The organism is Metabacillus sp. KH_069 (genome assembly GCF_057838075.1).
Map to the genome: position 1 here is coordinate 2,102,377 of NZ_CM174460.1, position 20,245 is coordinate 2,122,621.

Genomic DNA, 20,245 nt, shown 5'->3' on the forward strand with positions numbered 1-20,245 from the left:
CTACCTATAATATATATTATGGTGGGGGCGTTGTTATAAATTAAAACCGGTTAATAACCAGCCTACTCTATTCTGTGTTTATGGCCACTCTTTTTTAGATTATCAAAATTTATAAAGTTTACACTATATTCTAATACGTCGTTAACAAATAAATCATGAGTCTTAGCAAATTCTTTAACCATTGTTAGTAATTCCTTATCGTAAGTTGTTTTAAATTGAATTCTGTCTTTTGGTCTGAGTTTTTTATTATAAGTAATAATACCTTGATCCAGCACAGTTTGTAATCCACTTTCCAATAAGTAATTCGGGTGAGTATTGTATTCAGCAGCAAATGTATTTAATTGATCAATGATAGATTTGCTGACGTTAGTTCTAAACTTCACCCTTGAAGTATCAGTTTGTTGAATTAATTTTCCGTTTACTAATTTCCACATATTTTTTCTCTCCCGCTCAATTAATCTAGACGCTGTGTCATTCTTTCTCTTTTTAAAGAATCATATATTACAGTATTGTTATTATATATAATTTCTGCCAGTTTAGGTAGTTCATACTTTCCTTTAACCCAAACACGATATATGACATTTTTAGATTGACTTAATTCAGTCGTAATTTCAGAACGAAGATCCCAATTTTGGAACGTTAACAATAATCCATTATTCAAGGGATAATTTCCCCGCTTCTAAAGCGTCTTCTTTTAATAATTCTTCCATTTTCGATAGTGTTTTTGCACCTAATCCTTTGCTTCTCACAGAGGGATCAATAACTATATAAACGATAAAGCCTGAATTTACGTCGGCCAAATAATGCCCTGTTGCAAAGGAAACCATCTCCTCTCCCTCGAATCCCGCTAAAAACCGAAACGTGTTAAGCTTTTCATTTTCCGTATAGGCTAATCCCCTTAAAAAAGTGGATTCTGGCTCTCTTACTTCGAATGGAAATGTACTGTTATAAAGGTTGAAAACCTCATCTAAATGATTTGAATGCTTGTCTGTAATTTCTTTCCAGCTAATCTCCATAATTTCCTGCCTTCTTTCAAAATAACTGCATTGATGTGAAACGATGTATATTACCTATTTTATATCAAGTATCAGTCTTCCTCCTACATTAAACTTAAGGCTATATCTAAATTCACAGCCCACTCTTATAGTGTTTAGTACTTTAGCACTCTATTTAACTAAAAATAAATAAACTAGTAGAAATGTTCAGAAAGTTCTGTTATAAATATGTTACTCTACTAATTTAATAGTTTACATATTAGTCAGGGTCTATCGTTCATTTTATTTTAGGAGGAATTTCTTTGAAGAAGAATGTTGTTGCCATGGGTTTATCAGTCGGTCTTGCCTGCAGTGGTCTGCTTAGCACCACTGGTTTCGCCGCTTCATCCTCAGATTCACAGCAGGGTGAATTCAGCAAAAGCTCCGGATCTCCTGAGTTTGTTGCCGGAAAACTGACGAATCCCTCTTCAAAAGCTGCAAAAGATGTGCTGTTTGATTATCTTGAAAAAAATAAATCGAAATACAGTCTAGGTGCGAAATCTGCTAAGGAATCATTTATTGTTAAATCTTCCGTATCGGATGAGCTTGGCGGTGATGTCATTAGACTTCAGCAAGTATACGATGGTATACCTGTTTGGGGTTCAACCCAGGCAGCAAGAGTCGATGATAACGGAGTTCTTCAGGCTGTCAGCGGAACTTTTTCAAAGGATCTGGATAAAAAGTTAGAGAAGCAGCTATCAAAAAAGAAGTCCCTTCAACAGGCAATCGAGCTTGCTGAGAAAGATTTAGGGTTAACTCCTGTATATGAACAGAAGCCTTCAGCAGAATTAATCATTTATCCAATGGCGGATACTGCTGTTTATGCCTATCATGTGAATTTGAATTTCCTGAGCCCTGAACCAGGCAATTATCAATATTTTATAGATGCTGAAACAGGTGCAGTCATTAATAAATACAATGCGATTGATACAGCCGGTAAAACAAATCCTGCTGTCACCGGTACGAATGCTGTCGGTTCCGGTACCGGAGTATTAGGTGATACGAAGACTCTTAACACTCTGCTCTCCAGCGGCTATTATTACTTGCAGGATAATACAAGAGGATCCGGCGTTTTCACCTACGATGCTCAAAATCGCCAGAGAACTCCAGGCACGCTATGGAAAGATGCTGACAACCAATTTCATGCAACTTATGATCGTGCAGCGGTTGATGCCCACTATTATGCAGGATTGACCTATGATTATTATAAAACCACGTTTAATCGCAATTCGTATGACAATAAAGGGGCAGCATTGAATTCAACCGTTCATTACGGAAGAAGCTACAATAATGCATTCTGGAACGGCTCACAAATGGTTTATGGAGATGGTGACGGAACGACCTTCATCCCTCTTTCAGGAAGTCTTGATGTTGTAGCGCATGAACTGACACATGCCGTCACGGATTTCAGTTCAGATCTTGTTTATCAGTATGAATCTGGAGCATTAAATGAAGCGATTTCCGATATTTTTGGAACCCTCGCTGAGTATTACGATAATAACAATCCGGATTTTGAAATTGGAGAAGACATCTATACACCGGCAAAAGCAGGCGATGCTCTTCGTTCAATGAGTGATCCGACAAAATATGGCGACCCTGATCATTATTCTAAGCGCTACACTGGTACATCTGATAATGGCGGAGTCCACATTAACAGCGGAATCATTAATAAAGCTGCTTATCTTCTGAGTCAGGGAGGCACTCATTACGGTGTGACTGTATCAGGAGTAGGCACTAGCAAAATGGGCTCCATTTTCTACCGTGCCAACACAGTGTACTATACATCATCTACAAATTTCAGTCAGGCAAAGGCAGGAGCTATACAAGCTGCTAAAGATCTTTATGGCAGCACGTCAGCAGAAGTAACTTCTGTTACAAATGCTTTTAACGCTGTAGGAATTAATTAGTTCTATTATTAGGAAGATAAAAGGATTCCAATGATAAATTCATATGGAATCCTTTTTCATTTGCAGCTATTAAATTGTCCTTTATCCTGCAGGACTTAGCTGATCCAAAGCGACGTGCTTTACCAAACCTCTTTAAGCGTGTCCCTGAAGATCATGTTTAATTTTGAAGTAGGATCTTCATTCTTTAAGTTCAGTTGTTTTGCGTACTCTTTAAGTCTGATGATTTCAGAATCTAAAAACTCATTAATAACATCAATTTTAGGTTCTCTGTCTAGTTCATCTCCGCTAATTTTCCGCTCAAGCAAAGTCAGAATTTCATCCTTTAGCAAACCGCCCTGCAGCATTTCATCCAAGAGCACTTGAAATTCCATAGGAGGAAAATCGCCGAGCTGCTCAATCCATCTGGCTGCAAGTATGGGTCGAAGTACATAAAAGTATTTTTTAATTCGCACTGTATCCCCTTGCAGATACTCGCGGTAGTTATTGCCCGCCATATTCAAGTAGTGATAAATGGCTGAATGCGGTGTAAATACCTCTGTTTGCAAAGCTGCCATTTTATCAATTGTTGAAAAAGCTTGATAATAAACAATCGGAGATCTCATCCATTCCATTAGAGGCGGATTTGATTTTCGGAATAGCTTAAGCGCCTTTGTCAGGTCCCAGCCTGAAACATCCAGGATGTCATTGATCGGACGTTCAATCACATCACGATTGGAGCCGACTCCAACGGGATCGATGCTTAAGTAATGTTCCGCTTTATGTATATAGATAAATCTAACGTCATAGTCACTGTCTTTTGAAGGAAAGCCCCATGCTCTGCTGCCGGATTCGCAGGCATAAAGAATTTTCACCTGATGACTTACTTCTATTTCTTTCAGCACTTCCAGGATTTGATCTTTCATGTTGTAATCTCCCTAATGGTTTTTCTTTTAAGTATACATGACCATTTTCATCCTCTGAATGATTTTTAGAAAATGAAAAAGAAACTGCCGCAGCAGCTTCTTCTTAACCTTCTTATTTCCATTCCGCAAGCACTTCATCCAAACGGTCAAACTGAGAAGCCATACCCTGCTCGACGCCCATTTCAACGACTTTCTTCAGTTCATCTTCTGATGAGAATCGGGAACGGACTGTGAGTTTTGTATTTTCGCCCGAATCGTCAAAATTCATAGTAATAATCATTTCAGGCATTTGATCTGATATGCTGCCGTCTTTATCAGAGAATGCATCGACATAGACAATTTTTTCAGGTGCGACAATTTCTTTATAGATAGCTTTGCCCCATGATTCCATCCCATAAAATTCTCCTTGGTTTTTATCCTCGCAGCGCATGCAATAGTGCCAAACACCCTCTTGTTTAAATTCAAACGTTTTGTTTTCTGTTTTCCATCCTTGCGGCCCCCACCAGCTTTCCAGCTGCTCCGAGTCTGAGAATGCTTTAAATACAAGGTCTCTTGGTGCATGAAAGGTTCTCTCCATAATCAATTCTTTGCCCTTAACACGTGAAGTCATGTTGACAATCCCTTTGTTTGATGACATATCAGGTTCCTCCCAGAAATTGATTTTTCCCTATGTCATTCTGCCTGCTGTTCAATAATTCCTGCATGAAGTATAAGTATACATAAAAAATGCTCCCATCTGATGGAAGCACTTTTCTACTACATTATTATCTGTCTTCGCCAACTTGCACAACTTGATTAGAAACCATAGTATCTTCTTTTATTTTAAATAACGGGAGAATCAGCAGTGTTCCAAGTAAGAACAGTACGCCTGAAACCGTGTAAACGCCTGATAATGTCAGCGGTGTCTTAAGGAGACCTGATAAGGACATGCCGGCAACCATCATCCCCATAAACAGCGGGTTAAGAACACCGTTAACGCGGCCCACAAATGATTCATCTGTATTTTTTAGAATCAGCGTATTGATTCCGATGTGGATGCATGGGAAAAACATGCCGTTTAACAGCTGTAAACCGATGGTGAGCGGAAAGCTCGTTGACCATCCGATGCTGATGGTAAAGATCATGCTTGAGAAAATGCCGATTGCAAGAAGCTTTTGAGGCGAGATTTTTTTAGAAAAAGCAATGACAATACCGCCGCCGGCAAGCATTCCAATTCCGTTCGCCATGATCAGCCACTGCAGATAATCTTTAGACAAACCGAGATTTTCAATCGTAATAAAAATCATCAGCGGAGAGATTAACCCGACTGCCAGACCGCAGGCTGCAAAAACGCCGCCCATTGTAGTCAGCACTTTTTTCCCGATGACATATCGGAAGCCGTCTGCAAGTTCCTTCTTGAAACTTGATTCTTCTTCAGTTTTGACTTTTTCAAGATCACGCGGCAAGAAGGTCAAAACGGCAGCTGATAAAAGGAACATAACTCCCATCACAATGATTGATGTGTAGATGCCGTATGATTGGTAAACAAGAGTTCCGATTACTGGACCGATGACCATAAATACAGCCATTAAGGATTGAAAAATAGCCATGGCAGATTGAAGCTGCTCTTCTGGCACGTGCTGTTTTAACAGCCTCATAGCTGATGGCATGGAGAATTGCGAAAGAATCGCTGAAACCAATGTTGCAAAGAAGATGGCATGCCATGAGCCGTAAACCAGAGTTAACAGAACAACAAAGATCGATACGGCCGAAAGTACGTCACACCATACCATGGTAAGTTTAGGCTTCCACCTGTCAGCAAATGTTCCTCCGATCATAGAGAAAATAAAAATCGGTGCGAACTCTGCAATGGATATAAGGGATACATACACAGGATCATTGTTTGTAAGATCAGTAACGTACAATAAAATGGCAAAGTTTCTGATCCAAATGCCAAGCTGAAGCAAAAAGTTCGAGCCCATGATCGCAAGCACGATCCTGTTTTTAAATAAATTTCCTGAAGTCTTCCCGTGTGCGGGCAAAGCTTCAGTTAAGTTTTTTTCCATTTTCATCATGCCTTTCCAGCTTGAAAAATTCATGCATTAGTGATGTGAATAGGTTGAAAATCTTTTTACCCTCATGTTCCCCTTTCGTCTATCATTTCAGACCAAGAAACAACACACACTTTCTAAATATAATGTCATTTCTCAAAATCATTCGTCATTTATATTCTGTTCCTTCCCTATAAACCCCTCCTGGTTTTCATTAAAAAAGAGATCTTAAGAAGATACAAAGAAATTATATACGATTTTTGGAACTTAGAGATATTCATTTTTTTCTTAAACAAAAAAAGGGCTGCCTGCCCTTCTTTAATCGATTATTTAATTTTTTTCGCAAGTCCATGCCAGACATGGTAAACGTCCTTGCATAATGCTGCAGCATCCTGCTGAATCCAGCCTAAAAGGTCTCTCGTCCTTCGTTCCTTTTCTGAAATGGGAACAATGCCTTTTCCCGTTTCCAACATGATCATAATAACTTCTCTCTCTAGCTCGGCCAATTCCTTCAAATAAATTCGCCAGTTTTCTCTAAGGTTAAAAGCATCATTGTTGTCTTCCATGATCCATTGTTCGAATCCTTCCAAAACAAGCGGTGCTTTTGAAGAATTATCTTCTTTCCATTGCAGGATTTGGTGGCCTTCATATGCTGAAATCCACAAGACATCGTCCCATTTGCTTTTCACAAAGGCTCTTTTCCCGCTGAAGGCTCCTCCGATAATGAGATGCATTTCCATGTCCCCCTTTCTGCTCTCAGCTCAAGTACGATGGCCTTTCCAAAGGATACAGAAGTGTCCCAGAATGATGCTTCGGGAACAAGGTCAGATACGATTTTTCTAATCACCCCTCCATGAGTTATGATGGCTGCGCTGCTAAGTTTAGATTTGAGTAACTCCGATAAGAAAGATGAAACCCGTTCATGAAATGCGATGCCGCTTTCTCCGCCAGGCGTGCAGGTAACTTCCCAGTTATCGAGCCAGCTGGAATAATGGGAATCACTTTTTAAGTCCTCATATGATTTGCCTTCCCAGATCCCGAAGCTGATTTCCCGCAAACGCGAGTCTTTGATAGTGGCTTCTTCAGGAAACAAAAAAGCTGCCGTCTGCTGACAACGGAGTAAATCGCTCGAGTAGACAACATCAGGAAGATGGTTTTGCAAGTATTTTTTAAGAGAATCATATTCTATAAACGAATCTTCCATTACAGGCAGGTCCGTGTGGCCTAAATATCGTTTTTCTTTATTCCATTCCGTCATACCATGCCGAATAAGAATAAGCTGTAAAGAACGGCAAGATTCCATAGCTCAGCCCCCTCAATTGAAGCACCGACTGTGTCTCCGTTTATTCCTTGAAACTGTCTTACAGCCCATTTTCCGAAGATAAAAGAAAAGCAGATCTGCAGGCAAAACATAATAGCAAAAGTCACCGGGAAGGCTGCAAATGGAAGAAGCAAGCAGGCAGCGGTGATTACGTCCCGCATTGATAAATGCTGTTTCCAGAAATGCGCCATTCCCTTGTTTTGAAAAGGACGAAAAAAGAAAAGCTGGAATAAAGCCTGAAACCGGGCCATCATGGGGATGGCCAGCAAAAGCAGACTGTTTTCATTAACCTCCAAAACTGCATATAACAGCACACTTTTCCAAAGCAGCAAAAAGACAGCGCTCAGCACCGCAAAGCTTCCTACACGGGAGTCTTTTAAAATCTCAATCTTTTTTTCTGGACTTCCGTTAGAACCAACGGCGTCTGCCACATCCATGACACCGTCTAAATGGAGACCTCCTGACAGGAAAACCCACAGAGTAAGGAGGATAAGTGTAAGGATATAGAGCGGAAGAAGTCCGTTCAATAAATAATATACGAGATACAATGTTCCTCCTATTGCGAAGCCTGCGAAGGGATAAAACCTCAAGGCCCATTTAAGGGTTTTATGATCCATTGGGCAATTCACCGGAAGAGGAATCCTTGTCAGAAACTGCAGAGAAAGAATCGCTCCATACATCATTTTTTTCATTCTAGTCCTCCAGATGAAATCATTGAAACATTTTTTGTCAGGACGGCTTTGATCTTCCAGGCAACTGGTATCCCGCTGATGACTTCAAGTACTGTGTCTGCTTCTTTGACAGTCCGTTTATGTAAAGCTTCAAGACAGCTTATATAGTTCGCAACAAACTTGTCCTGAATGGGAAATCCTTCATTTACATCATTTGACACAATGAAAAGGTTATATTCCTTTTTTCGGGCAATAGAGAATGTCTTTTCTAACCGCTTCACTATTTCGTTTGATGAAAGGTTTTCACTGAACATTAAACTGCTCGTCCAGACGGTTAAACAATCGATTAAAACCACTGCTTTATTAGGCAGGTGTTTGAGTGTTTGATCAATAAAATAGGGTTCTTCAATGGTCACCCATGCATCTTTCCTGTCTCTTCTATGTAACGCAATCCTCTCACCCATTTCCTCTCCCGTATCTTTAGCTGCAGTTGCAATATAGTAGGGTTTCTCACCTTTAGCTGCATCCAATGCCATTCTTTCAGCTAAACTGCTTTTCCCGGACCGTGCTCCGCCTGAGATGAAGGTAATCATGATTGCTTTCTCCATTTCCTTAAGGCAGTAAGCAATGTTTCATTTTCCTCTCTTGTCCTGATAGCAAGACGGATAGAGGACCCTTCTATGCCGTGAAAATTCATCGTATGTCTTGCAAGAATCCCTTCATTCGCAAGAAACAACAGCAGGGGTTCATGGTTTTCAAGCAGCGGATCGTTTAATAAATAAAAATTGACACTTGAGGCTGAAACGCTGAAGTTTAAAGCTTGAAGCTCCTTTTTTAGATGCTTCCATTCTGCTTGCAGCCATTTTTTTGTTTCTGCCAAATGATCGTATGTATGCGGCATAGCATGAATCATGCCAAGAGCAGCGCAATTGATGCTCCATGGAACGGACATGGCTTCAAGTTTCTTGATGATGGCATGACTGGCCAATAGATAGCCTGATCTTATTCCCGGCACGGCATATATTTTGGTGAGGGAGCGGATGATGATGAGATTGGAATAGTGCTGCAGCAGTCCTTCCAGACTTTCGTCCCTTTCTGTAAAATGGATGAAGGCTTCATCAATGATGACTGCTTGATCATTCAGGCAAGCAGAATCCAAAAGTTTTATCACCACTTTCTTAGAAATGATTTCTCCAGTAGGATTGTTGGGTCTGCACAAAAACAGGACATCGCTATTAAACCTTCCGGAACCCGTCTCTAACTCCTCATAGCTCAGATAGGTCACCTCAATATCATTACTGATGCAGGCTCGCTCATATTCGCTGAATGTCGGCTGAAAGATGCCTGCTTTCCCATTTTTGAAAAGTCTTGCGGCAAGGAATATAGCTTCTGCTCCTCCATTTGTCAGGAGAACGTTTTCAGGTTTTACCCCTTCAAACGCTGCAAGTATTGCTCTTTCTTCCGGATACTCAGGGTCAGGGTAAACATTACTGGAATGAGTGATGCTTTCTTGCATGGCTTTAAGTATTGCCGGTGGTGTTCCAAGTGGATTTAAGTTGGCGCTAAAATCGATGAACTCTTTCTCTTTAATTCCCTTCTTTCTTAGAACAGCTTTAATACTTGCACTTTTACCGCCGTGCTGTGGCCACATATTATTGCCTCCCTAATCCAAAAAGGATCAAATAACCTGTCAAAAAAAGAATCCAGGCACTGTTCATAATGAGAATTGCCTTTTTTATATGGATAAAAGTCAAAGGTTCGAGCGGATCACCAAGCCTTGCCCGTTCTGAGACAATTCCGCCATATACATTCACACCGCCCAGCTGTATGCCGAGCAGTCCCGCAGTCATGGCTTCCGGCCAGCCGCCGTTAGGACTTGGATGCTTCGGTGCATCTCTTTTCGTAACAGATAATGCATGTATTCTTCTCATTTTTTTTATAAAAAAACTGCCGTTCCACATACACCCTGCGCAAATACGGGCTGGAATCAAGTTAAGCAGATCATCAAGTCTTGCAGATCCAAAGCCGAAGTCTATAAATCTTTCATTCTTGTATCCGACCATCGAGTCGAGTGTATTGACTGCCCTGTATGCAAGGGCTAGGGGCGCACCGCCTATGATGGCAAAAAACAGCGGGGAAATGATGGCATCAACCGTATTTTCTGCAACCGTTTCAACCGTTCCCCTGACAACTTCAGATGAGGGAAGCTTGTCAGTATCTCTTCCCACAATAAACCCAAGTTTTTTTCGCGCTTCAGCAAGATCTCCTGACTTAAGAGGATAATAGACTTCCATTGCTGCATCCCTCAGCCCCTTAATGGCGATAGTCGTAGAAATAAGATAGATTTCAATAGCCATTCCAAGCAGATAAGAAATCGCATAAAGCAGTTTTAGCAGAAACAGAGAAATAATGAAAACAGAAAAAGGCAGAAACGCAGCAAGCATGATGCCTTTAAGCTTTTTCCTGTCCCCTTTATTCCATGCTTTTTCAATTGTACTGATAACCTTTCCGAAGAAGATGACAGGATGCGGCAGCCATTTCGGATCTCCGAGTACAAGATCAATCAATACACTCAGCAAAATGAGTAGGGCAGTTCGCTCATCGAAAGACTGCATGAGGAGTCTCCAGTCTTTTTAGAGCAGTCTGAAAGAGATCTTCGGCTGCTTCAAAGATCCGTTCCAGATCAGCCTCATTTTGCTGTTTTTCCTGAATGCCAACTACGATTTTTCCAAAGTTCTGCTCAGAATGCCATTTGATAGCATTTATTTTTAATGCCAAATTAATTAAATTTGCGTCGTCTAAAGGTGCATCCGTCAAGATAGCGGCGTGCACTTTTCCCTCAAAAGGAGAATGAGATACTATGGCACAGAACGTAAAGCCGCTCTGATTTACGATAAACGAATTCTGATGCAGCTCTTTTTGCGGCAAGTTTTCATTTAAAGACCACAAAATATAAGGCTGTTTGCTTGAGAAAAAGATGGAATCTCCGCTCTCTGGCAGTTCTGATTTTGAAAAAATCCACTGTCTGCTCCAGTGAAGACCTTTTCCGTCATCCCCTGCAGAAAGTGTTCTGAAAGGTTTCTGCATTTTTAAGTATGCTGATCTTTCTGTTTGCTGAATTTGGACAGCAGACAGGAGATTGACAGGTTTTTCTGCCATATATTCAGGAGAGAGAGAAATTTGCGTTTTTGAAACAGATGGATGAGAAGTGAAATTGAGCTTAACTTCATAGACATTTGAAAATGTGTTCTCGTTTTGCAGATGAAGTCCCTCATACTTCCCTTCCAGCTCTCCGTTTTTAAGCAATCCAATCGAATCTGCATAGAGTGATGCCAGATTCAAATCATGCAAAATGGCGAGGATGGTCAAATTCATGTCTTTCTGCAATTTTTTCAGTAATTCCAAAAGCTCTTTCGTATGCTTTACGTCTAAATGATTTGTCGGCTCATCGAGCAGAAGCAGTTCCGGTTCCTGAGCCAGCGCTTTTGCAAGAAGCACTCTTTGTTTTTCTCCGCCGCTTAAGGAATGATAAGGGCGTTTGCGGTATTCCCAGACGGAAGTCTGCTTCATGGCAGTTTCTGCCGCTTGCACGTCCGTCACCGTGTTTTCTTTAAAAAACAGCGCTTTTTGATAAGGATACCTGCCGAGCATGACAATCTCTTCAACTGAAAAATCAAGCCCTGCTTCGTTTTCCTGGGTCATAACGGCAGCTTTTTTAGCGAGTTCTCTTTGTGAATATGAACCTAGCGGCTTTGCACCTAGAAGGATTTCCCCATCATGTACGGGCAATGCCCCCATAATCAGCCGGATGATGGTTGTTTTTCCGCTGCCGTTGGGACCGATTAAAGCAAAAAAACGTCCTTGTTCGATGGAAAAAGAGAGATCCTTGATGACCGCTTTTTTTCCATCGTAACCTCCAGTCAGATTATTGACCTGCAGCATTTGCATCCTTCCTTCCTTTATAGATGTGTCTTTTTATGTTTTCGATTTTTGATTAACAATAAAGTGAATATAGGCGATCCAATCAGTGCCGTTACGACTCCTATTGGAAGTTCTTTAGGAGAGATAATGGACCTTGCGAGCAGATCGGCGAGGACAAGATACCCTCCTCCTATCAGCATAGAAAGCGGTAGAACATGACGGTGATTCGCTCCGGCCAAGAGACGGACGAGATGAGGAATAACGAGTCCTACAAAACCGATTGCTCCTGACACAGCTACAGCGCTTCCTGTTAAAATGGATGCCGCAATCAAGACAATGGTTTTCTTCTTTTTTACATTCATTCCTGAAAATTGTGCGGCCTGCTCACCCAGTGCCATGTTGTTCAGTTCACGATAATGGAAAAGAATGATCGCAGCCCCAAGTATAAAGAATGGGACAATTAATTGAACGTGCCCCCATCCTCTCATCGCAACGCTTCCCATGATCCAATAGAGAATCTGACTGATATCCTCACGCGGAATCAGGGCAATCAGCAGGGAAATAAACGCACTGATAAATGAAGAAATGATAATGCCTGCGAGGATAATGGTTTCATTTGTAAGCTTTCCGCTTGCCAAGTGAGTTAAAGCAAAGACGATGAGCAGCGTCAACATTCCAAAGAGAACTGCGATGATAGGCAGGGTAAAACTGCCCAGAATTGTGATTTGAATTTGAAAAAAAATAATGATGACCGCTCCCAGAGAAGCTCCGGATGAAACGCCTATCGTATACGGATCAGCAAGCGGGTTTTGCAGCAGTCCCTGAAACGCAGCACCGGCAAGCGACAATGATGCTCCAACAAAAAAAGCGAGCAGAACTCTTGAGAACCGGATTTCCCAGATGATCATTTCAGTGCTCTTTTCTCCCTGAAACAGCTGAAGATGAAACATTTTCCCTACAATGATGGTTAAAATATCAGGGACGGTAACATTTACCGCCCCCACAAAGACTCCTGATATCATGCTGATGATGGCAAAGATTGCTGCAAATAAAATAAGAAACTGATGTTTATTTTTTGAAAACATCTGGATAAATGAGTTTTCCAAGCTCTTCAACTCCATCTGCTAACCGGGGTCCAGGACGGGTCACCATGTCGCTGTTTACGTCAAACACCTGTTTTGACTGAACAGCTTTTACTTCCTTCCAGCCGCTTCTGTTTAAAACTTGATCAGCTGGATTGTCGACGTAGTAGCCATATGTAGTGATGATGACATCCGGATTGCTGCTGACGATTTTCTCTTCGTCCATTTTTACCCAGCCTTCTTCAGCTGCTGCAACATTTTCAGCTCCAATCATTTCAAGCATTTCATTCATAAATGTTCCTTTACCTGTTGTGTAAATATCCGGCTGCGGTGAGACTTCAATCCATACGCGTTTTTCGTCTTTAACAGCTTTTGCTTTTTCCTTGATGGTCTTAACTTTTGCATCCATATCTGCGATGATGCTGTCTGCTTTATCTAACGTTCCTGTAGCCTTCCCGACAGTGCGGATGGCAGTGTATACCTGATCAAACGAATTTTGAGAGCCGACAATAAACACTTTGATGCCTGCTGCTTCGAACTGTTTGATGATTTCACCATGATTTTGGGCATGGTAATCCTGCAGAAAAGCTACATCCGGCTGCAGGGCAATGATTTTCTCTGCATTTAAATCCTGTGCTCCTACTTTTTCCTTTTTTAAAGCTGCTTCAGGATAGTTATCATAATCGGAGACACCGACGATTTCCGAGTCAAGTCCAAGGGCAAAAAGCATTTCTGTCGTGCTAGGAAGCAGCGAAACAATTTTCTCCGGTTTTTCCTCTAGTGTTATTTCGTTTCCTGAATCATCTGCAACGGTTACCGGGAAAGCTTCTTCCTTTTTTTCAGCCTGCTGTGTTTGTTCCTGGCTCTTGCCCGCTTGCTGAGTCTGTTCTCCCTGTGTACATCCCGAAAGGATTCCTGCCAGTAAAAGCAGTATTAGGGCAATACGATTAAAATTAATGCCGAAAGATGTTTTCATTTTTTTCTCCGCCTTTTATGTCATTGTCTGTTTTTTATTTTTATGTACGTTCCTTTGATACACCTGCCGTATCAAATGTTGCCATTCCCTTCACCATTTCAGCGGCTGCTTCAATCAGCGGGTAGACAAGGACTGCTCCTGTTCCTTCGCCGAGCCTCATTCCCAAGGACACAAGCGGCTTTTTCCCAAGTAAATTCAATACATGAAGATGTCCCGGTTCAACCGATAAATGACCGGCAATCATGTAATTACGCACATGCCGATTTAATTTAGACGCAACGAGTGCAGCCGTTGTACATATGAATCCATCCAAAATAACCGGAATTTTTTTTGATGCCGCGTAAAGCATGGCGCCTGCCATCGCCCCAATCTCAAAACCGCCTACCTTAGCAAGAACATCAATCGGGTCATTTGCGTCAGGCTTCAGCTTATTTAGAGCTTTTTGAATCACTTCTGCTTTATAAGCAACCTGCTTTGACTCAATTCCTGTTCCTCTGCCAGTGAGCTCCTCAGGCTTTAATCCGCTCAGAGCAGCTGCAATGGCACTGCTTGAAGTTGTATTGCCAATGCCCATTTCTCCGAGGATCAGGAGCTTAGCGCCATTTTTAATCATGGCTTCTGCCCGCTGCATTCCCACTTCCAGTGAGCGGACTGCCTCCATTCTTGTCATGGCAGGCTCAACCGCAAAGTTCTTTGTTCCATATGCGATCTTTTCAGAGCGGACACCGGGAATATCTGTTTTCACGCCTGTGTCCACAATTTCCAGCAGCCCATTTACCCGTTTTGTAAAAACGTTTATGGCTGCTCCTCCAGACAGAAAATTGTTTACCATCTGAGCCGTTACCTCTTGAGGATAGGCAGAGACTCCTTCCTCTGTTACTCCATGGTCTGCAGCAAAAACGATGACACCTGGGGGGAAGACTTCAGGTTTTACTTTAGATGTGATTTCAGAAAGCTGCACAGCAATTTTTTCTATTTCTCCAAGGCTGTTCACTGGCTTTGTTAAGGAATGAATATAGGCTAAAGCTTCGAGCCCTTTTTGCTTGCTGACAGGTTCTATCGCATCGATCTGCTGATAAATATCAATCATTTTGTTTCACCTCCTTTAAATAAAACGTTTTCATTGATTCATAGATCTTTTTCAAATCAACAGAGCCTCTGACGTGGGCAGCAAGTCTGTCATACTCGCTTTCTTTAAAAAAACGGAAGCGGAGCGAGCGCTCAATCGGTTCGAGCCCTTTTTTCTGACGGAGCTTGTTCAAATAAATCCCTCTGAATTCATCATTATGAAAAACATCATGCAAATACGTGCCGAACACCTGCCCATCTCGAGCAGTACAGCCTTCTTCAATTCCCGAAAGGACTGAAAAAGGATTCACTTTCTGTGTTGATGCTGTTTGTCCCATATGTATTTCATATCCGGATAAAGAAATTTTTTCAAAATCTTTTAATGAGCAATAACCCTCAGAACGGATGGTTTTCTTTTCAGAAAAGATCGTTGTACATACAGGGAAAATCCCAAGTCCAGTCAGTTCCTGATGATCTGATTCAACTCCGTTTGGATCCAAAACCTTTTCCCCCAGCATTTGAAAACCTCCGCAAATCCCTGCAAGTTGAGTTCCTTTTTCATAAGCTGAGATGATTTTGTTATCGAGTCCTGTCTGTTTTAAAAACATCAGGTCTTCAGCCGTGTTTTTTGTTCCAGGCAAAATGATGAGATCCGGGTTTCCAAAATGCGCTGCTTTTTTAACAAAACGGATATTCACATCAGGCTCAAGCCTTAACGGATCAATATCTGTAAAATTTGATAATCTTGGGTAACTAAGAACCGCCACATCCAGCTCTGCATCGTGGTTGGTGCCGTTTGAATACTGGCTTAAAACAAGAGAATCCTCCCCTGCTATTTCCAGGTCCGGCAAAAAGGGAACAACTCCAAGTACCGGAAGCCCTGTATATTCTTCAAACCAGTCCAGTCCCGGCTGAAGCAGAGATAGATCGCCTCTGAATTTATTGATGATCACCCCGATAATCCGGTTCCGATCCGCCTCGCTCAGCAGCTGCAGGGTCCCGACCAGGCTGGCAAAAACGCCTCCTTTGTCAATATCTCCGATTAAAATCACTGGAGCCTCTGCGATTGCTGCTACTCTCATGTTCACAAGCTCACGGTCATTTAAATTCACTTCTGCAGGAGAACCTGCCCCTTCGATCACAATGACTTCGTATTTGTTTGACAGCTTCATCAGCGAATCCTTGATCGCCTGAAGCCCTAAATGATAAAAATCCTCTCTATACTCGGTTGCCCTCATATTTGCATAGGGCTTCCCATGAAAAACCACCTGAGATTCCATGTCTTTTGATGGCTTGATCAAAATGGGATTCATATCAGTCGTGGCTTCTATTCGGGCAGCCTCCGCCTGAATTCCCTGAGCCCTTCCGATTTCCTTGCCATCACTCGTAATATAAGAATTCAGAGCCATATTTTGCGATTTAAACGGGGCTGTTTGATAGCCGTCCTGCCTGAAAATCCGGCAGAGTGCTGTGACGAGCATGCTTTTTCCTGCGTCAGAATGTGTCCCTTGAATCATGAGTTTTAATGCGTTTTGTTCTTCAATATTCAATTCCATAAATGGCATCTACACCTTCTTCGTAGTAGTGCTTTTCCACATTGATGACAGACACAAGATCCGCGATTTCTTTTATTTCTTCTTTTGCATCTCTTCCTGTCAGAACGATATGAACGTGGGTCGGGCGGTTTTGAATCGTATGTATAACATCCTCTATTGGCAGAACGTCATCAACCGGGAACTTCTGAATAGCTAGCGCATTATTGATTTCATCAAGAATGACAACATCATACTTGCCGCTTACTATCTTTTCTTTAGCTATACTCCAGGCTGATTTTAACGCTTTGCGGTGAACATCAGGTGTTTTTGTCCAAGTGAATCCGGCGCCAAGCTGATGGATCTCTGCACCGTTGAGTGTTTCAAGCACATTTTTTTCACCATAGGTTCTTTCGGGTGATTTTATAAATTGAAGGATGGAGACTTTCATTTCTCTTCCGATTGACCTGACAGCAAGACCGATGGCCGCTGTTGTTTTTCCTTTGCCGTTGCCCGTAAAAATGAGCACTCTTCCTTTTTGATCATTTCCTGTCATTCCCGCATCTCCTCTTTTTGTCTATAAACATAAAAAAGACCTTGAACTGAATAGGAAGTCAGTCAAGGCCTTTAATAAGCAAATTCTTACACACTAAGGGTACCTGACTTATTTTTCCCACCGAAAAACAAGCAATCAATCTTTAAAAGCAGGTCTCCTGGCTTCACGCTTCATTTTCTATTGAACCTTCCCAACTTAAAAAGTCAGTGGCATCTCAATGGAATCTGCGCTTACAGTAGCGGGGGCTGCACCGGATTTTAACCGGTTTCCCTATTATCCTGATTTCATCAGGCACTTTTAAAGAATCATATTTTTTTGTTCATTGTAATCTATAAAAATGGAAATGTCATCAAAATCTTTTTTCTGAAACGTCAGTCAGACTATTTCACGATGAGGGTTAAACCTTCAAGCTCCAGACGCGTCATAGTTTCCATTTGTGTTTTCTCGCCAAATGTAAGCTGGATTCGCTTTTTAAATAACGGGCCATCATACACAAAGGTATGATATTCTCCTGCCTCACCCATAGGACAGACAGGCTCGGACTTCATTTTTTCAATTAGCTGCTGATCAATTTCCTTGCCAAGCCATGTTTTATCAAGCACATCATCCTGAGTTCGGATGATGACTGCTTTGTATCCGCTATTTGCAAAAGCTTGAAGGGCGTGCGCTGCTTCCTTCTTCTCCATCCAGAGCGGATACAGTGCTTCTAACCCGGCAGAGTTCGCTGCATTCTCTCCCCAGCTGCGGTGTTCATCAAGATACAAATCTCCGAAAGCTGCACTTGTAAGATGATAGTTTTCCTTCAACTCTCTAAGTGAATCTATAAAACTTTGAGTATATCCTTTAAATGTGCATCTAATAAAATGCACAGGAATACCTAAGGCTTCACTTTGTTTTAGAATCGCTTCCAATTTCTCGCCATGTCCGAACGTTCTTTCCAGCTCCACTGGTACAGTGGTTACAAGACAGGCAATTTCATGGCCCTGGGCAATTAGCTTATGCAGTGCCATACAGCCATCTTTGCCGCCGCTCCATGATAGGGCAATCTTTTTCTTCATTCGATTCACCGCTTTCATTTTTTTATGTATGCTTTGCTTTTTTCCATTTTGATTATGATTCAAAAGAAATCGCAAGTCAAAAGAAATTGCCGTCATGAATGACAACATTGTATTAATATACAATGAGTTGCTTCTGAAGACGGATATTTTTCTATCAAAAAACACCAAAATGAATAATTATCCACTTTGGCGCTCTTTATCTGGTTTTCCATGATTCATTTTTTATTTAATCTAAAGCCATTTTCATAGCCGTTCTGTATAATAGCTCCGTTCCAAGCGAGATATCCTCAATAGTTGAAAACTCTTTAGGATTATGGCTGATGCCGTCTTTACAGCGGACAAAAATCATTCCATACTCACATTCATACGACATTGCCAGCGAATCATGAAACGGTCCGCTCATTAATTCAATCGCATTCAGCCCCATATTTGCGCTCTCTTTACTCATCATTTTTTTAATTCTTTCAGAGCAATAGCGCGGTTCGCTATTTGTATCTTCTGAAATGGTATAAGTCAGTCCATGCTGCTCTGAAATCGTGTGGATTTTTTTTCTCAGCTGCTGTTCAATAAGATCACGTCTTTCAATCTCAATATCTCTTAAATCGATAGTAAAGCTTACTTTTTCGGGAATGATGTTTCGTGAGTCAGGAAAGATCTTCATGCTTCCAACTGTGCCGACTGTAGGAGCCGAAACATCCTCGCTTGTTAATTCATTGAGCGCAACAACGATTTTGGCTGCTCCTACCAGTGCATCCTGTCTCATGTGCATAGGAACAGAGCCGGCGTGACCTGCAAAGCCCTCCAATTCTACCGTCAGCCATAATGGTCCTGAAATGCCTGTTACAATTCCAACGGGTATATCTTTTGCTTCAAGAATGGGCCCTTGTTCTATGTGCAGCTCAATAAATGCGGAAATACTTCCGGCTGGGTATTCTGATTCCTTGAATTTTTCAGGATCACATCCAAATTCAAATAATGCCTCTTTTCGAGTGATGCCATTTTTATCTGTCCGGTCTAACTCGCCTTCCTCAAGCTTACCGAGGATTCCTCGCACTCCAAACAACCCTTTGTTAAAACGGCACCCCTCTTCATCGCAAAAAGCGACGACCTCAATCGGCATATTTGGAGTAATATTCAACTCTTTCAATGTTTGAGCAGCTTCTAACGCACCTATGACACCGATTACTCCATCAAATCTTCCTGCATACGGCTGTGAATCAATATGTGAACCCAGCATCAATACGGGAGCCTCAGGATTCCTTCCTTCAAGCCGTCCAATCAGATTTCCAAAGTCATCGATTCTTGCCGTTAATCCTGCTTCTTCCATCCAGCCTTTTACCGTTTCCACTGCGGCTTTGTCTTCAGGAGACAGAGCCAGTCTGCATACTCCTGTATCACTGATTTTCCCTATCTGTGATAGAGCATGTATTCTTTCTTCCAGCCGGGTTTTGTTTATTGTCAGTGTTTTTTCTGTCAATCGTATCCCTCCCGTGTGAATTTATAGAATATTCTGTATTAATAGTATAGCAAATTTCTCTCTATTTCATTTTTCTTAAAGTAAAATGAATCATAATATGTTTTTACACTTTGTCCAATCGAATGGTTATTTAGAATTATTTTGCCGGTTCATTGTACTTTTCTATTTATATCTATAAAATAGAATGTATAATATATACGGCCACTGGAGGTCCATTCATCAATGAAAGCAAGATACGAACTAATTAATATGAATTTAACGCTCAGCAACGTGACGCTGCGCGATTCGGTAGACAGCTATGTGCTTTTAAAAGCTGCGGATGAAAACAATAATGAAGTAACCATTAAGCTTTCACACGATCAGGCAGAATTTTTAGAAGCGGAATTCAAAGATTTAAACCGAAGAAGAAAATCTTACTCTGACACTGTACGCTCGGTTGATAAAGAAGAGGAAGAAGAGGATTCATATAACCTTTTCAGCAGTGAGTTCTTTAATGAGGAATAATAAAAGGTATGTCGCATGCGGCATACCTTTTTTGGTTTATAGATTTTCATTCTGCTGCTTGATTTCATCTCCGCCTAACATGATGTTGGCAGACTCTGTATTTCTGAGTTCATCTACGGAGTCTCCTGATATGTCCTTGAAATTTGGATGTGCTTGGCCATCTTTCAGCTTCAAAAACGACTCATCTTTTTCTTTTTTCATGGTTG

23 protein-coding genes and 1 riboswitch are annotated in these 20,245 nt (G+C 41.5%); of the genes, 2 read left to right on the plus strand and 21 right to left on the minus strand.

Annotated features, from left to right (window positions below; genetic code table 11):
* Positions 1-62 precede the first annotated feature (62 nt).
* From AC3ISE_RS10410 to AC3ISE_RS10420, 3 genes are read right to left on the minus strand one after another with little or no spacing between them, the layout of a single operon-like run.
* On the minus strand, positions 63-434 hold the full coding sequence (locus AC3ISE_RS10410; RefSeq protein ID WP_489224119.1) for an rRNA methyltransferase: 372 nt from the start codon (positions 432-434) through the stop codon (positions 63-65).
* 20 nt (positions 435-454) lie between these two features.
* Positions 455-661 carry a hypothetical protein gene (locus AC3ISE_RS10415; protein WP_489224120.1) on the minus strand — a complete coding sequence of 69 codons (207 nt, stop codon included), beginning with the start codon at positions 659-661 and terminating at the stop codon, positions 455-457.
* Positions 654-1,016, minus strand: a complete 363-nt coding sequence (locus tag AC3ISE_RS10420; RefSeq protein WP_489224121.1) for a GNAT family N-acetyltransferase — start codon at positions 1,014-1,016, stop codon at positions 654-656. Before AC3ISE_RS10420 ends, AC3ISE_RS10415 begins: the two co-directional genes overlap by 8 nt.
* 281 nt (positions 1,017-1,297) lie before the next feature.
* Between AC3ISE_RS10420 and AC3ISE_RS10425 the strand changes: the two genes are divergently transcribed.
* Complete coding sequence (locus AC3ISE_RS10425; RefSeq protein ID WP_489224122.1) at positions 1,298-2,941, plus strand: M4 family metallopeptidase; 1,644 nt, start codon at positions 1,298-1,300, stop codon at positions 2,939-2,941.
* A gap of 119 nt (positions 2,942-3,060) precedes the next feature.
* Here the strand turns inward: AC3ISE_RS10425 and AC3ISE_RS10430 are convergent, their stop codons facing one another.
* The 17 genes from AC3ISE_RS10430 to AC3ISE_RS10510 form a co-directional block, all read right to left on the minus strand.
* Complete coding sequence (locus tag AC3ISE_RS10430) at positions 3,061-3,843, minus strand: nucleotidyltransferase domain-containing protein (RefSeq protein ID WP_489224123.1); 783 nt, start codon at positions 3,841-3,843, stop codon at positions 3,061-3,063.
* Positions 3,844-3,955: 112 nt separating this feature from the next.
* The gene (locus AC3ISE_RS10435; RefSeq protein ID WP_489224124.1) at positions 3,956-4,480 is read right to left on the minus strand and encodes an SRPBCC family protein; all 525 of its coding nucleotides are present in this window, start codon (positions 4,478-4,480) and stop codon (positions 3,956-3,958) included.
* A 127-nt stretch (positions 4,481-4,607) separates the two neighbouring features.
* Positions 4,608-5,888 (minus strand): MFS transporter, encoded by a 1,281-nt coding sequence (locus tag AC3ISE_RS10440; protein WP_489224312.1) that lies wholly within the window; start codon positions 5,886-5,888, stop codon positions 4,608-4,610.
* Positions 5,889-6,199: 311 nt separating this feature from the next.
* Positions 6,200-6,607: a bifunctional adenosylcobinamide kinase/adenosylcobinamide-phosphate guanylyltransferase gene (locus AC3ISE_RS10445; protein ID WP_489224125.1), complete on the minus strand. Its 408-nt coding sequence runs from the start codon at positions 6,605-6,607 to the stop codon at positions 6,200-6,202.
* Positions 6,559-7,176, minus strand: a complete 618-nt coding sequence (locus AC3ISE_RS10450; protein WP_489224126.1) for a histidine phosphatase family protein — start codon at positions 7,174-7,176, stop codon at positions 6,559-6,561. Before AC3ISE_RS10450 ends, AC3ISE_RS10445 begins: the two co-directional genes overlap by 49 nt.
* Positions 7,128-7,886: an adenosylcobinamide-GDP ribazoletransferase gene (gene cobS, locus AC3ISE_RS10455; RefSeq protein WP_489224127.1), complete on the minus strand. Its 759-nt coding sequence runs from the start codon at positions 7,884-7,886 to the stop codon at positions 7,128-7,130. Before cobS ends, AC3ISE_RS10450 begins: the two co-directional genes overlap by 49 nt.
* On the minus strand, positions 7,883-8,458 hold the full coding sequence (locus AC3ISE_RS10460) for a bifunctional adenosylcobinamide kinase/adenosylcobinamide-phosphate guanylyltransferase (RefSeq protein ID WP_489224128.1): 576 nt from the start codon (positions 8,456-8,458) through the stop codon (positions 7,883-7,885). Before AC3ISE_RS10460 ends, cobS begins: the two co-directional genes overlap by 4 nt.
* Complete coding sequence (locus tag AC3ISE_RS10465) at positions 8,455-9,516, minus strand: pyridoxal phosphate-dependent aminotransferase (protein ID WP_489224129.1); 1,062 nt, start codon at positions 9,514-9,516, stop codon at positions 8,455-8,457. The genes AC3ISE_RS10460 and AC3ISE_RS10465 overlap by 4 nt, the downstream gene beginning before the upstream one ends.
* Before the next feature lies 1 nt (position 9,517).
* A complete protein-coding gene (cbiB, locus tag AC3ISE_RS10470; protein ID WP_489224130.1) occupies positions 9,518-10,480 on the minus strand; it encodes an adenosylcobinamide-phosphate synthase CbiB in 963 nt (320 codons plus the stop codon).
* Entirely contained in the window at positions 10,464-11,807 is a 1,344-nt protein-coding gene (locus tag AC3ISE_RS10475) for an ABC transporter ATP-binding protein (protein WP_489224131.1), read from the minus strand. Before AC3ISE_RS10475 ends, cbiB begins: the two co-directional genes overlap by 17 nt.
* Before the next feature lie 17 nt (positions 11,808-11,824).
* Positions 11,825-12,892 (minus strand): FecCD family ABC transporter permease, encoded by a 1,068-nt coding sequence (locus tag AC3ISE_RS10480; protein ID WP_489224132.1) that lies wholly within the window; start codon positions 12,890-12,892, stop codon positions 11,825-11,827.
* Positions 12,855-13,844: an ABC transporter substrate-binding protein gene (locus AC3ISE_RS10485; protein WP_489224133.1), complete on the minus strand. Its 990-nt coding sequence runs from the start codon at positions 13,842-13,844 to the stop codon at positions 12,855-12,857. The genes AC3ISE_RS10480 and AC3ISE_RS10485 overlap by 38 nt, the downstream gene beginning before the upstream one ends.
* A 40-nt stretch (positions 13,845-13,884) precedes the next feature.
* Positions 13,885-14,934: a nicotinate-nucleotide--dimethylbenzimidazole phosphoribosyltransferase gene (gene cobT / locus AC3ISE_RS10490; protein ID WP_489224134.1), complete on the minus strand. Its 1,050-nt coding sequence runs from the start codon at positions 14,932-14,934 to the stop codon at positions 13,885-13,887.
* Positions 14,927-16,468, minus strand: coding sequence for a cobyric acid synthase (locus AC3ISE_RS10495; protein WP_489224135.1), 1,542 nt, complete (start codon positions 16,466-16,468; stop codon positions 14,927-14,929). Before AC3ISE_RS10495 ends, cobT begins: the two co-directional genes overlap by 8 nt.
* On the minus strand, positions 16,452-17,000 hold the full coding sequence (locus tag AC3ISE_RS10500) for a cob(I)yrinic acid a,c-diamide adenosyltransferase (protein WP_489224136.1): 549 nt from the start codon (positions 16,998-17,000) through the stop codon (positions 16,452-16,454). The genes AC3ISE_RS10495 and AC3ISE_RS10500 overlap by 17 nt, the downstream gene beginning before the upstream one ends.
* Before the next feature lie 130 nt (positions 17,001-17,130).
* Positions 17,131-17,314: riboswitch (cobalamin riboswitch) on the minus strand.
* 66 nt (positions 17,315-17,380) lie between these two features.
* Complete coding sequence (locus AC3ISE_RS10505; protein ID WP_489224137.1) at positions 17,381-18,058, minus strand: Dph6-related ATP pyrophosphatase; 678 nt, start codon at positions 18,056-18,058, stop codon at positions 17,381-17,383.
* 226 nt (positions 18,059-18,284) lie between these two features.
* Positions 18,285-19,541 (minus strand): M20 family metallo-hydrolase, encoded by a 1,257-nt coding sequence (locus AC3ISE_RS10510; RefSeq protein ID WP_489224313.1) that lies wholly within the window; start codon positions 19,539-19,541, stop codon positions 18,285-18,287.
* Between the two features lie 216 nt (positions 19,542-19,757).
* Between AC3ISE_RS10510 and AC3ISE_RS10515 the strand changes: the two genes are divergently transcribed.
* On the plus strand, positions 19,758-20,039 hold the full coding sequence (locus AC3ISE_RS10515; protein ID WP_489224138.1) for a hypothetical protein: 282 nt from the start codon (positions 19,758-19,760) through the stop codon (positions 20,037-20,039).
* A gap of 36 nt (positions 20,040-20,075) precedes the next feature.
* Here AC3ISE_RS10515 and AC3ISE_RS10520 read toward each other — a convergent pair whose 3' ends face one another.
* Positions 20,076-20,240: a hypothetical protein gene (locus AC3ISE_RS10520; RefSeq protein ID WP_154318221.1), complete on the minus strand. Its 165-nt coding sequence runs from the start codon at positions 20,238-20,240 to the stop codon at positions 20,076-20,078.
* Positions 20,241-20,245: the final 5 nt, after the last annotated feature.